The organism is Nocardia aobensis NBRC 100429, assembly GCF_000308375.1.
In the GTDB taxonomy this organism is placed as follows: domain Bacteria; phylum Actinomycetota; class Actinomycetes; order Mycobacteriales; family Mycobacteriaceae; genus Nocardia; species Nocardia aobensis.
On the sequence record NZ_BAFQ01000110.1, the window covers coordinates 23,491 to 37,896 of the forward strand.

The 14,406-nt window shown below is 67.1% G+C and carries 14 protein-coding genes and 1 pseudogene; 8 read left to right on the plus strand and 7 right to left on the minus strand.

Features of this window, described 5'->3' with window-relative positions; genetic code table 11:
- Positions 1–24: 24 nt before the first annotated feature.
- Entirely contained in the window at positions 25–1,221 is a 1,197-nt protein-coding gene (locus tag RJ03_RS13865) for a 3-ketosteroid-9-alpha-monooxygenase, oxygenase component (protein WP_036502117.1), read from the minus strand.
- Positions 1,222–1,371: 150 nt separating this feature from the next.
- The gene (locus tag RJ03_RS13870) at positions 1,372–2,454 is read right to left on the minus strand and encodes a ferredoxin--NADP reductase (RefSeq protein WP_036502119.1); all 1,083 of its coding nucleotides are present in this window, start codon (positions 2,452–2,454) and stop codon (positions 1,372–1,374) included.
- A gap of 238 nt (positions 2,455–2,692) precedes the next feature.
- Between RJ03_RS13870 and RJ03_RS13875 the strand changes: the two genes are divergently transcribed.
- Positions 2,693–3,493, plus strand: a complete 801-nt coding sequence (locus RJ03_RS13875; RefSeq protein WP_036502143.1) for an IclR family transcriptional regulator — start codon at positions 2,693–2,695, stop codon at positions 3,491–3,493.
- A 7-nt stretch (positions 3,494–3,500) separates the two neighbouring features.
- Here the strand turns inward: RJ03_RS13875 and RJ03_RS35980 are convergent.
- From RJ03_RS35980 to RJ03_RS13890, 4 genes and pseudogenes are all read right to left on the minus strand, one after another.
- A pseudogene (locus RJ03_RS35980) lies at positions 3,501–3,875 on the minus strand (alpha/beta hydrolase); the annotation flags it as partial.
- Between the two features lie 50 nt (positions 3,876–3,925).
- On the minus strand, positions 3,926–5,491 hold the full coding sequence (locus tag RJ03_RS13880) for an FAD-dependent oxidoreductase (protein WP_036502146.1): 1,566 nt from the start codon (positions 5,489–5,491) through the stop codon (positions 3,926–3,928).
- 86 nt (positions 5,492–5,577) lie between these two features.
- Positions 5,578–5,937, minus strand: coding sequence for a VOC family protein (locus RJ03_RS13885; RefSeq protein ID WP_245552282.1), 360 nt, complete (start codon positions 5,935–5,937; stop codon positions 5,578–5,580).
- Between the two features lie 47 nt (positions 5,938–5,984).
- Positions 5,985–6,743, minus strand: a complete 759-nt coding sequence (locus RJ03_RS13890; RefSeq protein ID WP_036502123.1) for an SDR family NAD(P)-dependent oxidoreductase — start codon at positions 6,741–6,743, stop codon at positions 5,985–5,987.
- Positions 6,744–6,877: 134 nt separating this feature from the next.
- On the opposite strand from RJ03_RS13890, the gene RJ03_RS13895 reads away from it, so the two are divergent.
- The 6 genes from RJ03_RS13895 to RJ03_RS13920 are packed head-to-tail and all read left to right on the plus strand — an operon-like array spanning position 6,878 to position 12,885.
- The gene (locus RJ03_RS13895; protein ID WP_036502125.1) at positions 6,878–7,678 is read left to right on the plus strand and encodes an enoyl-CoA hydratase-related protein; all 801 of its coding nucleotides are present in this window, start codon (positions 6,878–6,880) and stop codon (positions 7,676–7,678) included.
- The gene (locus RJ03_RS13900) at positions 7,675–8,835 is read left to right on the plus strand and encodes an acyl-CoA dehydrogenase family protein (RefSeq protein WP_036502127.1); all 1,161 of its coding nucleotides are present in this window, start codon (positions 7,675–7,677) and stop codon (positions 8,833–8,835) included. The genes RJ03_RS13895 and RJ03_RS13900 overlap by 4 nt, the downstream gene beginning before the upstream one ends.
- On the plus strand, positions 8,832–9,932 hold the full coding sequence (locus RJ03_RS13905; protein WP_036502130.1) for an acyl-CoA dehydrogenase family protein: 1,101 nt from the start codon (positions 8,832–8,834) through the stop codon (positions 9,930–9,932). The genes RJ03_RS13900 and RJ03_RS13905 overlap by 4 nt, the downstream gene beginning before the upstream one ends.
- Complete coding sequence (locus tag RJ03_RS13910; protein ID WP_036502132.1) at positions 9,929–11,203, plus strand: CaiB/BaiF CoA transferase family protein; 1,275 nt, start codon at positions 9,929–9,931, stop codon at positions 11,201–11,203. The genes RJ03_RS13905 and RJ03_RS13910 overlap by 4 nt, the downstream gene beginning before the upstream one ends.
- The gene (locus tag RJ03_RS13915; RefSeq protein WP_036502135.1) at positions 11,200–11,910 is read left to right on the plus strand and encodes a GntR family transcriptional regulator; all 711 of its coding nucleotides are present in this window, start codon (positions 11,200–11,202) and stop codon (positions 11,908–11,910) included. The genes RJ03_RS13910 and RJ03_RS13915 overlap by 4 nt, the downstream gene beginning before the upstream one ends.
- Positions 11,911–11,913: 3 nt before the next feature.
- Complete coding sequence (locus tag RJ03_RS13920) at positions 11,914–12,885, plus strand: alpha/beta hydrolase (RefSeq protein WP_051024668.1); 972 nt, start codon at positions 11,914–11,916, stop codon at positions 12,883–12,885.
- A 72-nt stretch (positions 12,886–12,957) separates the two neighbouring features.
- Here the strand turns inward: RJ03_RS13920 and RJ03_RS37125 are convergent, their stop codons facing one another.
- The gene (locus RJ03_RS37125) at positions 12,958–13,125 is read right to left on the minus strand and encodes a hypothetical protein (RefSeq protein WP_157163418.1); all 168 of its coding nucleotides are present in this window, start codon (positions 13,123–13,125) and stop codon (positions 12,958–12,960) included.
- Positions 13,126–13,226: 101 nt separating this feature from the next.
- On the opposite strand from RJ03_RS37125, the gene RJ03_RS13925 reads away from it, so the two are divergent.
- Positions 13,227–14,406 (plus strand): cytochrome P450 (locus tag RJ03_RS13925; protein WP_157163419.1); only part of this gene is annotated, 1,180 nt, incomplete at its 3' end.

The window sequence follows — 14,406 nt, forward strand, 5'->3', positions numbered from 1 at the left end:
GAAGCTGGAAGGGCTGGATCGGGGTCAGGAACCGGTAACCGCTTCCGAGCGGCCGGACGACAACTTGGGGGCGATGGCACTTCGTCCGGCGGCGAGGTTGGCGTCCACCTCGGCCTGCCAGTTCTGCAGTGCGCGTTCGGTATCGATCTCGAATTCGAATCGGTTGACCATTTCCGGCTTGATGTCCTCGACGTCGACGTAGAACTGCTCGTACCAGCGGCGCAGCTGATAGACCGGCCCGTCCTCCTCACACAGCAGTGGATTGTCGATGCGCGCCTTGTTCTTCCAGATCTCGACGTCCTGCTCGAAGCCGATCGCCACGCCCTTGGCGACCGCGGCCGCGATCTGGTCGGCGGCCTCGTCGTCCATTCCGACCGGCTTGCGCACCATCACCCCGTACTGCAATCGGAACGAGGTCGGGGTGACGGGGTAGTGGCAGTTGATGAGGTAGATATTCGGATCGCTGTCCGGATCCACACCTCCGCTCCACAATTTGTCCACCATGTAGGACGGTCCGTAATACGTTGCGTCCGACTGGCTTTCGAGACTGTAGTTGGTACTCTGACTGACTCCGACGGCATCGGCGCGGGGCCGTGACCGCATCAGCTGGTTCGCGGTGTGTCCCTCGAACACGTTGCGGAAATACGTCGGCATGCCGTAGTGGACGTAGAAGAAATGAGCCATGTCGACGACGTTGTCGACGATCTCGCGGCAGTGCGAGCCTTCTACGTCCACGTGGTTCCAGACCCAGTCCGTCCAGCCCGGATCGCCATAGGTCGGCACCTGCGGCACCTCGAGCTCGGCGGGCGGTGTGCGGCCCTGCGGGTCGTGCCAGACGAACAGCTGGCCGCTGATCTCCCTGGTCGTCCACGCCTTGGTCCGCGCCAGCGGCGGTACCCGCCGCGCATAGGGAATGCCCGCGCACTTGCCGTCGCCGCGCCAGCGCCAGTCGTGGAACGGACAGGCGATGTCATTCCCCTTCACCGTGCCCTGGGCCAGATTTCCACCCATGTGCGGGCAGAAGGCGTTGAGCACGTTGAGTTTTCCATCCTCACCGCGGAATACGACCAGTTCGGTACCGAAGGCCGAGACCTGGCGCGGCTGCCCGTCGTCGAAGTGGCGGACCAGACCCAGACAGTGCCAGCCGCGAGCGAATCGCTGCGGCGGTACACCGCTGTCGATGACGCGGATCTTGTCTTTGGCGTCGGTCGCGGAATTCACGATACCTCCTGGTCAGACGGTTGCGATCAGGCAACCTTTCGCGGTGGGATCAGCGTCGCAGGCGGCGGCAATGGTGTGACGTGGGTCTCCTGCTGAATGGGACGGTTTTTGCCTCGATCCGTCGACGACGCGGAGCCGGCCCGCCTCCGGTCAGTATTCGATCGAAATTTCGTCGCTCACCGGTTCGGCCTGGCACGCCAGGATGTAGCCATCGGCGAGGTCGTCGTCGGTCAGAATCTCGTTGTGCGCCAGGTTCACCCGACCCTCGGTCAGTGAACAGACGCAGGCGCTGCACGCCCCCTCGCGGCACGAATACGGCGCCTCGATCCCGGCCGCGAGCAAGGCGTCCAGGAGTGTGCGCCCGGCCCTCCACGGCACCTCATGGTCGGCACCGTCGATCGACACACGCACCTCACAGACGACCTCACCGGAGCCGGCCGACTCGTCCCGAACATCGGCCGCGAAGGGGTCGCGCTGCAGGGACAGGAAGCGCTCGGAGTGCACGCGCGCGGCAGGGAATCCCGCTTCCGTGCATACGTCGGCGGCGAGGTCCATCAGCGGTGTCGGGCCGCAGATGTAGACCGACCGGTCGCGCAGCGGGCGCAGCAGTATCGACAACGCCCGGCGACTCGGGTAGCCCTGCACCGACTCCAATATGTGGATCACCGAAAACCGTTCGGGGAAAAGGCTTTCCAGCTCGCGCAGTTCCGCCGCGAAGATGACCGAATCCTGGTCGCGGTTGGCGTAGACGAGGACCACGTCACCCGCACCTCCGACCAGGATCGATTTCGCGATCGCGATGACCGGCGTGATCCCGCTGCCGCCCGCCACCAGGACCACGGACTCGTCGAAGGAGGCCGGTACGAAAGTACCGGCCGGCGGCAGCACCTCCAGTTCGTCACCGATGCGCACCGTGTCACAGAGCCAATTCGACCCGTGGCCACCCACGACCCGTTTGACGGTGAACTTCATCGCCGAGTCGGTATGCGGCGAACTCGACAGGGAATAGCACCGCGCCGAGCCGGTACCGACATCGGGAATCCGGACGGTGAGAAATTGCCCCGGGCGGTAGTTCGTTGTCATCGTGCCGGCCAGCGGTTCGACGACGAACGAACGCGCGTCGACGGTCTCTTCGACGATCCCGGCGATCCGGACCCGGGCGGTGCGAGTTTCCGCCGCAGCTTCCGCCGCATCGGCGCGGGACGCCGGATCGGTACTCGTCTGCGTGGACATTCGCACTCCTGGGTTGTGGTCAGCACTACGCGCCCGGGTCCGAGACCTGGGCCACGGAAGGCTATGCCGCGAAAATCGTCAGAAAGACGCGATTTCTCGCTCATCGGGAAGGTGGTTCGATGCCGATCCCGTATCCGTGCGATCGTCGGGCCCGCGCTCGTCATGGGCCGTTCGACGTGCACATGCACGTGGTAGTACCGTGGCGAGCATCGCAGCGACGTGGCTGTTGGGAGGTCTGGTGAGAACAACAAGCACTGCCGGGGTCCCGGTGTCAGTGGTCGAGCGGGTAGCGTTGGTGCTGGAAACTTTCAATGGAGCAGGGCCGCTGACCCTGTCCCAGGTGACCTCCCGCACCGGTCTGCCCCGATCATCGGTGCACCGGCTGCTCGAACAGCTCGCGAGCGCGGGCTGGCTCGCGCGCTCACCCGAACAAACCTACGAACTCGGGGTCAAAGCCTACGAAATGGGACAGGCGGCCCTGAATCAGAATCGTCTGCTGCAAGGGGCACGCCCGGTGATGCAGGCGTTCGCTCAGCAGACCGGGTTCACCATTCAGCTGGGCGTAGTCGACCATGGTGACACCGTCTACCTCGACAAAGTCAACGGACGCGCGTCCGGGCCCACCCCGACCGCCGTGGGACAGCGGGTGCCCGCCCACCTGACCGCGGTGGGCAAGGTACAGATCGCATTCGGCGAGACGACGAACAATCCCCACATCGCGCAAACCCTGCAGCACACGTCTAGCGGTGAACTCGTACGGCGTACCGCGCAGAGCATCACCTCCGACGCCCGGCTGAAGGAGGAACTTGCCGCCATCCGCGAGCGCGGTGCCGCGTTCGATCGTGGAGAAGCTTTCGCGGGGCTCGGCTGCGTGGGGGTATCCATCGGCCCGGCCGACCATATCTACGGCAACCTCGCCGGGATCTCCGTCTGTGCGTCGGTGACCGCGCTCGACTACCGCAAGCTGGTCGGTCCGGTCCGGGTAGCAGCGCGTGAGATTTGGGACCGCTGCGTCGCCGCCGACCTGGCGTCGCACTGAGGCACGATCACCGGAACGGCAGCAGACAATCGAATTCGACGCGAAGCAGAGCGCCGATCTCGGCGACAGCCAGCATCGCACGGGCCGAGTTCTCCGGCCGCATCAAGACCCGTGGAGCACTCCCGGATACCGCGTGACCGTGGTCTGGACGCGAGCATCGCGGGACCGGGACGCATAGCGCTCGCCCCGGTCCCGGATGGGGTCACACTCGGCATCGACACGATCGACGCGGCGCCCAGGTCTCGATCCAGCCCCGGATACAACAGAACTTGGGCCAGTAACGCCGGGCCGCCGCGGTCGCGGGCCAGCAACGCGACTCCGGCCGCAAGCCCCCGCCCGCGCTGTCGCCGAGCACCGCCGGCCGACGCGCGTCGACACCCAAAGGCGTCGGCGCCGGCGGCCACCCCGGAAATGGCGAGCTCCCGCCACTGGTCAGGAAGCGGTCAACTCCGCGCCGTCGAGCCGGTCGGCCATATCGGCCACGGCACGATAGGCCATGACCATGCCAGAGCCCAGCGGCACGCCCGGCCCCGGATAGACCAGCCCGGCCACCGAGGCAGCGGAGTTTCCCGCGGCATACAGGCCTGGGACGACCGACCCGTCCGGGCGCTCGACAGCACCTTCCGTGGTGATGACCGCTCCGCCCTTGGTGCCGAGGTCGCCCAGCACCAGGCGGACCGCGTGCAGCTGGGATCCGTCGAGCGGGCGCAGGCACGGTTCCGGTGTTGTCGCGCCGACGAAGAACCGGCCGAACGGATCTTCGCCGCGGCTGAAATCTTCGTCCCGGCCACGTTCGGCGAACTCGTTGAACCGGCGCACCGTGGACGCCAACGCCGCGGAATCCACGCCGATGGCAGCGGCGAGTTCGGCGATGTCGCCGGCCGTGTGCCACAGTCCCGCGGCCGTCAGCTCCTCTCGGCCGGGGGCCGGCACACAGATGGCGGGCAGGTCGTCGCCGAAGCTGTTGTCGAACACGAACCAGAACGCGTCGCCGTGCCCGAGTTGCATCCGCTCGCGCATCGCCCGGCCCATCCGGTCGTACGGAAGCATCTCGTTCGCGAAGCGCTGCGCGGTGCTGTCGACGATGATTCCGGCCCGCACTCCGAGGGTGAACGCAGCGTGCCCGTTGGGGAACAACGTGGCCGGACACCACCATGATTGATCCAGCAGATCTGTTGCGGCACTAACGGATTCGGCGAGCGTGAGCGCATCTCCGGAACCGGTGTCGGGGTGCGAGGAACTCCAGTCAGCAGTCGGCATGTCCTGCCACTTCGCCCGCAAATGCGGTGCACGCTCGAAACCGCCGGCGGCCAACAGCACCCCGGCCCGCGCCTGAATACGACTCCGGTCGCCGTCCGGGCCGGTCACGATGACGCCGGCGACCCGACCGTCCTCATCCTGGACCAGAGCAGTGACAGGGGTCGACAACCTCAGCTCGGCGCGGCCGGAGGCGTCCAGGGCAAGAATCATTCGGGCGATCCAGGCCTGGCCGCCGTCGAGCATCGACCGATCGATGTCGATCCCGAACTGGTCGGCAGGCACCATCGGCCGGATGTCGTCGAGCCGGTCGCCGACCTCCTCCGCCGAGATCGGATGCGCGAAAATGCTGCGCCCATTGCCACTTCGACCTGGTGCGTCGAAGTAGTCGGGGAATGGGCGATGCTCGAGCGGGATCCCAACGGTGTTCTCCAGAAAATCGGCGACGGTCGGGCCGGTCTCCAGAAACGCGCGCTGCACTTCCGAGCGGGTGCGGTCACCGACCAGTGCCGAGAAGTACGTCAGGCCCTTCTCGACGGAATCGTCCACTCCCTGCCGTTCCAACACGTGGTTGCCCGGAAGCCACACGCTCCCACCGGAATACGCGGAGGTGCCTCCGAAGCGGTCGGTCTTCTCGATCACACACACCGACATCCCACGGTGCGTCGCGGCCAAGGCGCCCGCCAACGCGGCGCCACCCGATCCCACAACCACAACGTCATAGGTACTGCCCCAACTCATCGTCACCTGCACTCCATCTCTCCGGTCCGGGCGTGACCGGCGCCACGCTAGAGGGCGTGCGGAACCGTCACGCCCGGTCTTCCCGCTCAGCGGTCGGATGTTTTCCCGGTCGGGCTGACGACCTCGACGAGGTAGCCGTCGGGGTCGCGGACCTTGCCGATCGTGCGTCCGCCGAATCGAGCCAGAGTTGTCGCCGGCATCTCCTCGGCGCCGCCGTGGGCGCACGCCGCCCTCAGCACCCCCGCGACGTCCTCGGTGTTCACCACGAGCTTCGTGAACATCGTGCCGTGGTCGGGTGCCACGGGATTACCGTGCGGGGCAATGAGTTCGACCCCTGCGGTTCCGGCCCGCAGAATCACCGCGTCGAAGGTGTCGGTGGAAAACGACGTCTCTTCGACGAACCCACACGCGGTGTAGAACTGCGCGGACCGAGCAAGATCGATCACGCGGATCGCGGTGAGCGAGAGAGTCACAGGAGCCGTGGGCGTGCCGCTCATCGAGTCTGTGACCCGCCGTTGAAGTCCAGGGTCTGTCCGGTCATGCCCCCGGCCTCGTTCGACGCGAGGTACGCACAGAACGCGCCGACCTCGATGGGGTCGCCGAGGCGTCCGATCGGAATGCCGGCGATCAGTCGCTCCAGGTACTCGGGCGCCATTTTCTCGACCAGGTTGGCCTGCAGGCCGAGCGCGACGATATTGGCCGTGACGCCGTACTGCCCGGTCTCGGCGGCGAGATGGCGGATGAATCCTTCGATACCGCTTTTGCCGGTCGCGTACATGGAGACGTTGATGTTCTGGCCGGTACGCGCACTGCCCGACGAAATCTGCACGATGCGGCCCCAGCCCGCATCGCACATCCCGTCGATCACCGCTTTGATGCAGTTCATCGCGCCGTAGATGTTGAGCTCGATCGAAGGCGGCCACTGGTCCGGGGTCAGCTCCCGAAACGGCTTGGCGACCCGTTTCTCGGCGATCCCGGCATTGTTGACCAGGATGTTCACGTGCCCGCCCAGCTCGGCCTCGGCCGAGCGCACGGCGTCGACCGTCGCCTGATAGTCGGTGACATCGAATGCCCTGGCGATCGCCTTGTTGCCCTCCTCGGCGATGGCCGCGGCCACCCTCTCCGCGCGCTCGGCGTGCAGATCGTTCACCACGACCGTCGCCCCCTGACGCGCGAGCACCGTCGCGATTCCCTCCCCGACGCTTTGTCCCGCCCCGCTCACCAGGGCGATTCGCCCATCCAACTCGAACACGAGTTCACCTTTCGTCGATACCGCCACCACAGCGCAGGGATGGCGACCTGTCCTTTGCACACTCGCCGAGCGGGGTGCAGATTGTCAATCATTATTGGATCTTATTTTGGATCCAATCTGCTAGCGTGTGCCGCATGACGTCCGACATTCCCGTCAGCGCCCCGTCCGAACCGCCGGTCCGTACCGAGTTCACCGACGGGGTCGCCACTCTGACCCTGAACAACCCGCGGCGCAAGAATGCGATCAGCCTGGAGATGGCCGCGCTCATCGACGACTTCTGCGCCCGCGTGGAAAACGACACCGATATCGGGGCGGTCGTCGTGCGTGCGGCCGGTGCGTATTTCTGTAGCGGTGCCGATACGCGTGATCTGGCGGCGTCGTCGGCCGATCCGGCCTCGCCGGAGGCGGTGCGCCGCACCTCGGCGGTCTACGGTTCCTTCGTCCGGGTGGGATCACTGCCGGTTCCTACCATCTCGCGGGTAGTCGGCGGCGCCGTCGGCGCGGGCTTGAATCTCGCACTCGCCACCGATCTCATGGCCGTCACCCCGCAGGCCCGGCTCGACAGCGGTTTCCTGGCCCGCGGAATTCACCCGGGCGGTGGACATCTGGCGTTGCTGGGCCGCGCGGTCGGATGGTCGGGCACCATCGCGCTGGCGGCGTGCGGGCACTCGCTCACCGGGACCGAAGCGGTGCAGCGCGGGCTCGCGCACCTGGTGGCGGAGGAAGCCGATCTCGACGCTCGGATCACGGAGCTCACCGGCCCGTCGGCCGCGGACCCCGAGCTGACTCGGCGCATCATGGCCAGTGCTCGCCTGGAACTCGGGCCGCCCGCGGTGAGCTGGGCCTCGGCGCTGGAAATCGAACGGGGCGTGCAGATGTGGTCGATGTCGCGCAAGGGCGAAGGAGCCTGGTCGTCGCGGGGACCGGGACGATGACCGCCGCTACCGGCAGCCGGTCCCAGGTACGTCCCGCCGATGCGGCGCAGCTGCGCGCCGAGGTGCGCGCGTTCCTGCGCGAACAACTCGGCAGCGGCGTGTTCACCCCGGCGCCCGACAACTGGATGAGCGGATTCGATCCCGCGTTCAGTGCCGAACTCGGCCGCCGGGGCTGGCTCGGTATGACCATGCCCGAACGCTATGGGGGACACGGCCGTTCACTGCTCGAACGTTTCGTCGTCACCGAGGAACTGCTGGCCCACGGGGCACCCGTCGCCGCGCACTGGATCGCCGATCGGCAGATGGCGCCGGGCATCCTCGCCAACGGCACCGAGGAGCAGAAGCAGCGCTATCTGCCCGGAATCGCTGCCGGTGAGCTGTTCTTCGCGATCGGTATGAGCGAACCGGACGCCGGTTCGGATCTGGCCGCCGTGCGCACGAAGGCGGTGGAGCGTCCCGACGGCTCGTGGACGATTTCGGGCACGAAGGTATGGACCACCGGTGCACACGTCGCCCATGCCATGGTCCTGCTGGCCCGCACCGACGGTGGTCCGGGTGACCGCCACAGCGGACTGTCACAGTTCCTGGTGGAACTGTCCACGCCCGGCATCGAGGTGCGGCCACTACAGAGCATCGACGGCGGCCGGCACTTCAACGAGGTGGTCTTTCACGACGTGCACGTCGGCGCGGACGCGTTGCTGGGGCAACGCGGCGCGGGATGGGCGCAGGTGATGAGCGAGTTGGCCTACGAGCGCTCGGGGCCCGAGCGCTATCTGTCGACCATGCCGCTGCTGCGCGCATGGGCCGAGGAACTGCGCCGCTCGGGAGCCACGCCGCGGCAACGGACCACCCTCGGCGCGCTTACCGCTCAGGCCTGGGCCCTGCGGCGGGTCTCGCTGGCTGTCACCACCGAACTCGCGGCCGGGCGCAAACCCGATGTGCTCGCCGCGATCGTCAAGGATCTCGGCTCGAGCTTCGAAGGCGATGTGGTGGAGGCCATTCGCGCCTGCACGGATATCGAACCCCGCCGCAGCGGCGGCGACGGTTTCGCGCGGTTGCTCGCGACCGGTGTGCTGCATACCCCGGCATTCACGCTGCGCGGCGGCACGAACGAGATCTTGCGCGGAATCGTCGCGCGCGGAATGGGATTGCGATGACCTATCCGAATACCGAACTGATCGCGGCGGTCGCGGACATGATCGACCGCATCGGCATCGATACGACCACACCCGCTGCCGCACCCGACCGTGCTGTCTGGGACGCACTGGCCGACGCGGGCTTCACCGAGATCGGCATCCCCGAGACCCAGGGCGGAAGCGGCGGCACATCCGCCGATGCCTTGTCGGTGGCGCACGCCGCAGCCGAGCGCGGCGCGATCACCCTCCTGATCGAGCACACCCTGCTGGCAAGCCCGCTGCTCGCGCACTGCACCGGCACCGCGGCAGCCGAGCTCAGCACCGTGGTGATCGCCGACGATCGTTGCAGCGCACGCGAAGTGGACGGCACCACCGTCCTCGACGGCGTCGTCACCGATGTCGTGCACTGTCGTGACGCAGCCCGTTTGGTCGTCCTGCTCGAGCCGCCGACCCCGGCCGCGCTCCCGTCGATCGCGATCGTCGCCACCGATGCCCCGGGCGTGCAGGTGCGGCCCGGCACCGATCTGCTCGGCGCCGCACTCGACGACTACCACTTCGACGCGACACCCGTCGATCTCATTGCCGAATCCCCCATCGGTGCAAACGAACTCGAGCAGCGCGGCGCCCTGTCCTATACGGTCGCCCTGTCCGCAACAGCCGGCTCGGTGCGCGAGGCAACCCTGCGCTACGCCGGAGAACGCACCCAGTTCGGGCGTCCACTCGCGAAATTCCAAGCCATTCAGCAACGCCTCGCCGGGCTCGCCGCCCGCGCCACGCTGATGCAGACGGCAGCCACCGCCGCGACCGAGGCCTGCGAGGCCGGCCCGCACCTGCGCCGCGCGGCGATCGCCGCGGCGAAGGCGGTGGCCTCGGCGTCGGCTCGCGAAGTCGCGGCCGCCGGGCACCAGATCCACGGCGCGATCGGATTCACCAGCGAACACAGCCTGGGACGGTTCACCACGGCGCTGTGGGCCTGGCGGGACCGTTACGGGTCCGAAGAGTACTGGTCCGACGTCCTCGCCGGGCAGATTCTCGACGAGGGCACGGACCTGTGGGACGTCGTCGTCGGCGCCGAGCCGACCGGCGAACCCCCTGTCGCAGAAGGGAATTCCCGATGAGCATCACCCCACCCGCACCGGCCGAGGCCGACGACGAGTTGCGCATCGACGGCCGGGCGGCATGGCGTGCCGCCGACACCGCTACCGGCAACGGAGTGCTGACCGGACTGCGCGTACTGGACCTGAGCCGCGTCCTGGCCGGACCGTATACGGCGCAGATGCTGGCCGACCAGGGCGCCGAGGTGATCAAGGTGGAGGCGCCGGCCGGTGACGAAACCCGAGGCTGGGGGCCACCATTCGTGGATTCCGGGACGAGTGCCTACTACGGCAGCCTCAACCACAGCAAGGACAACATCTGCCTGGATCTGCGCACCCCCGAAGGACGCGAGATCCTCGGTCACCTCATCGACGGCGCCGACGTGGTGATCGAGAACTTCAAGGCCGGCACGATGGCACGCTGGGGATTCGATTTCGACACCGTGCTCAGCCGGCGGTATCCGCGGCTGATCTACTGCCGGATCACCGGATTCGGTGTCGACGGCCCGATGGGCGGACTTCCCGGCTACGACGCAGTGCTGCAATCCTTCGGCGGGCTGATGAGTATCAACGGCTATCCCGACGGCAACCCGCTGCGTGTCGGCGTGCCGATCGTCGATATCGTCACCGCCAACCTGGCCGTCAACGGCATCCTGCTGGCGCTACTCGAGCGCGACCGCAGCGGGCACGGGCAACTGGTCGATATGGCGTTGCTGGACGCGGTCATCTCCGTCCTGCATCCGCACGCGGCCAACTGGATCGCCAGCGGATCCGTCCCCCAGCGGACCGGTGATTTCCATCCGACCGTAGTCCCCTATCAGGTATTTCGGGCCGCCGACGGCGACTTCTTCGTCAGCGCGGCCAACGACCGCCAATTCCGTTCGCTGACACAGACTCTCGGTGTACCGGAGCTCGCCGACGAACCACGCTTCGCATCCAACGCGCAACGGTACGCGCATCGGGAGGAGCTCGTCGCACTGCTCGGCGAACGGATCGCGGCGTGGCCCCGGGCCGAACTGGCCGCCCGGCTGGAGCAGGCCGGTGTCGCGGCAAGCTCCGTGAACACTGTCGACGAGGCTTTGCAGTCGGCGCAGGCCCGGCACCGCGAGCTGTTCATCGAGGCGCCGGACTATCGCGGCGTGGGGGTACCGATCTCGCTCAGCCGGTCACCGCACCGCCGCCCCCGACCCGCGGTCGCCCGCGGCGCCGACACCATATCGGTGCTTACCGCGATGGGTTACCCCGCTGAGCGAATCGGTGCCTGGCGCTCGGCTGGTATCTTCGGGGACCCGTGAGCAAACCGACTGAAAGCCCCGCCCCGACGAGCCGCGAAGTCGGCCGAGCCGCCGGGCGGGTGGTCGCGGAACTGGAGCGGCTGATCGTGACCGGGGAGTTACTGCCCGGCCAGCCGATCCGCCAAGTACTCATGGCCGAACGCCTCGGAGTCAGCCGGTTGCCCATCCGCGAAGCCCTGCGCCATCTGACCGCCGAAGGCCTGGTGGCGCACGAACCCAATGTCGGCTACACGGTCGCGCGGCTGCAGCAGTCGGACTTCGACCAGATCTACCTGATGCGCGCCGCCCTGGAACGCGAGGTGCTGCTCTCGCTGCCCGCGTTTTCCGCCGACGCTCTCGCAGAAGCCACCCGCGCCGCACACCAGGTAGTCGAAGCAGCCGAACAGGGTGACGTGCTCGCGATGCGGATGCACAATCACGCCTTCCACTTCGTGATCTTCGAACGATCCCCACTGAATCTCATCGTCGCCGAGATCCGCCGGCTGTGGACTCTCGCGATGCCCTACCACGCCGCCTACCTGTACGACCCGGCCGCGCGCGCCCGCGTCGTGGCCGAACACGACCAGATGATCGAAGCGTTGACCCGCCACGACAACGAACGGCTCGTCGAGCTGATGAACGAGCACCGCCGCGGCGGGGAGACCAGCACCGGGATGATGTTGCGCGCCACTCGAACCGGCGCGCCTCCCCTACCTCCCGAGGAGTGAACCGTGACCGCACCAAGCGGGTACAAGCCCTACCAGTTCGCCTGGGATCCCGATGTCGAAGTGATTCTCGAGCGAGTCCGCGCGAACAAGTCCGGCCCCATGCACGCCGCCGGAGTCGACGCCGCACGCCGGTCCCTCGAATCCATCGTGCGTCCGCCCGGCCCCGACATGCGCACCGTGCGCGACGCTACCTTCGACGGCCCGCACGGTGCGGTCCCGGTGCGGGTCTACCATCCGCTGACCGCACCGGAATCCGATGCGCCCGCCCTGGTGTGGTTCCACGGCGGCGGCATGATCATGGGCACATTGCAGTCCTTCGATCGCCTCGCCCGCGATATCGCCGACGCGACCGGAGCGGTGCTGTTCAACGTCGACTACCGCCTCGCCCCGGAGTATCGCTATCCCGTCGCCAACGACGAGGCGTACGCGGCGCTGTGCTGGGCCGTCGACACGGCATCGAACTGGGGCGTCGACGCGACGCGGATCGGAGTCGGCGGAGACAGCGCCGGCGGCGGACTCGCCGCCGCCACGACATTGCGCAGCCGCGACGACAACGGCCCGGCGATCGCGCAGCAGGTGCTGTTCTACCCCGGCGTCGAGCGCCGCACCGACCGCCCTTCGATGCGCGAGTTCGGCAGCTCCCCCTTCCTCACCGCCGAGGACATCGACTGGATGAAAAGTCTCTACCTCGGCCCCGATCCCTCGACCGACGACGCCTATGGCGTTCCGGCACTGGCGAATTCGCTCGCCGACCTGCCACCCGCGATCATCGCTGTAGGCTACGCGGACCCGATCCGCGACGGCGTCGAAGCCTACGGCGACCGGCTCCGGGAGGCAGGCGTGCCGACTGTGCAACTGCGCTATCCGGGTGTGGGTCACGGATTCGCGATGCAGGCACCGTCGGTGGCACGGGGCCGGGCGGCGATCACGGAAGTGGGCGCATTGGTCGCCGCACGATTTCGGGGCATGCACTGATACGGAGCGAACTCCACCCGGAAGACCGCTCGCATCGCGGGTAGCCGTCAAAGCACACGGACCTGGCTTGCGTCAAGATCTTGGCAGGATCTCTCTGGTCACATGGTTGATGCCACCGTCGGCGAGATCGACTGCGACTGCGCGGTAATACCGATGTGCGGTCACTCCGGGCGCACTCACCGCCGTGCCCGACCTGGCTCGAACATCCAGCACATCGGCGTCGACCAGGTCGGCGCTCATCGACCTCTCTCCGGCTCGAGATTTCGGGTCGGCGGGAACCGTGGTCGGTGTCGTGAAGTGGCCGGATAGTATCGGTCGTCTCAGGTGGTGAGGAGATCAGTGTGGCTGAGTTTCCCTTTGCGGAATTGACCGCCAACCAGTTGCCGTTCGGCAAACGGGACGAGATGTATGCTGCGCTACACCAGTGGCCGGAGCCGACTTTTCGGCACTCGAGCGGGTTACGACTGGTATGGAAGTATTCAGACGCGAGGGAGCTGCTGGAAGCGAACGCCTCCGCAATCAGCAATAGCAACTCGCTCGATCCGCTTGTAGGATACCCGCGCATTGTGGCCAATCCCGGTGCGGTGCAGGCGTTCCTGCGACATCTTATGCCTCCGCCCGCGAAAGCCACCGCCAATCTTGGCGATGACATTCGCCACAAGCTGGTCTGGGACACCTTGGCGGGTCCCACCGGTCACTTCACCGTGGCTACCACTGACCGCGAAGAACGTGCCGAATCGCTGGCCGCGCATTTCCACAACGCGCGTGCCGAGCTCAACGCGGGCGGCCGAACGACACTCGATGTCACCCGCTTATCGATTAGCTTCGCCACCAGAGTCACTGGCTCGGCGGTCGGGCTACCGCCGGATCAATGGCCGCAAGTGGCGATCTGGAGCGGCGCCCAATCGGGTCTGCTGGGCCAAAATATGCGTGGTAGCGACCTCGCCAAGGCCGTCACAGCGCTCGGTCAGCTTTTCACTGTGAGCAACCGCGTTGTCCGATCCGCCGGTCACCCCAACGCAGATGGGTTCGCCAGACGCCTGCACGACGCCGGCCTCCCGCGGCGAATAGCCGTATCGGCCATGGCGAATTCCCTCGCCGCAGGTGTGCATACCGTTGCCGGAACCATCCAGCAAGGGGTCCAGCGGCTGCTCGGCGATCCTGACCGCGTCTGGTGGACGATGCTGGATGACGCCACCAGAGCGCGGCAGGTCGCGGCCAAAATCCTCCAGCTCGACCCCGGACTGGTGGCCTGGAAACGCCGCACCACGACCGCAGTCACCTTGCGCAGCGGGACAACCCTGCCGAAAGGGCCCGTGCTCATCATGTTCGCGGCAGCCAATCGCGACCCGGAGGTGTTCCGCAGCCCGCTGCAACTCGGCGACCACGGCAAAATACCGCTGACTTTCGGCTTCGGAAAACATGTCTGTCCAGGGAAAAGCCTGGCGACCTTGGCCGTCGAGATCTTTCTGCGCGAACTGCACGCCCTGGCACCGCACGCCGGACTCAGTACCCCTGCTG